1 protein-coding gene is annotated in these 226 nt (G+C 68.6%); it reads left to right on the plus strand.

What is annotated here, in order from left to right:
- Positions 1 to 84 precede the first annotated feature (84 nt).
- Positions 85 to 210, plus strand: coding sequence for a hypothetical protein (locus ACR9ZK_RS22770; protein ID WP_481344195.1), 126 nt, complete (start codon positions 85 to 87; stop codon positions 208 to 210).
- The last annotated feature ends 16 nt before the right edge of the window (positions 211 to 226 follow it).

Genomic DNA, 226 nt, shown 5'->3' on the forward strand with positions numbered 1-226 from the left:
CCCCCCCCCCCCCCCCCCCCCCCCCCCCCCTTTCCCAAGCACAAGCCGCCCCCCTAGACGTAGCTCCGTCTCGTGGGCTCGGAGATGTGTATAAGAGACAGGGCCTACACCGAGGCACCGGCGATGCTGCTGCTCGTCGGGTACCTCTACGCCCTGGCTCGCGACCGGACGCGTCAGGCCCCGCAGCACCTGTCTCTTATACACATCTGACGCTGCCGACGACGGA

The sequence above is a fragment of the Monashia sp. HAY1-5C genome (assembly GCF_056755255.1).

What these genes read in the sequence shown, in the direction of transcription:
- ACR9ZK_RS22770 (WP_481344195.1), top strand. Translation starts at nt 85, where the DNA reads ATGTGTATAAGAGACAGGGCCTACACCGAGGCACCGGCGATGCTGCTG.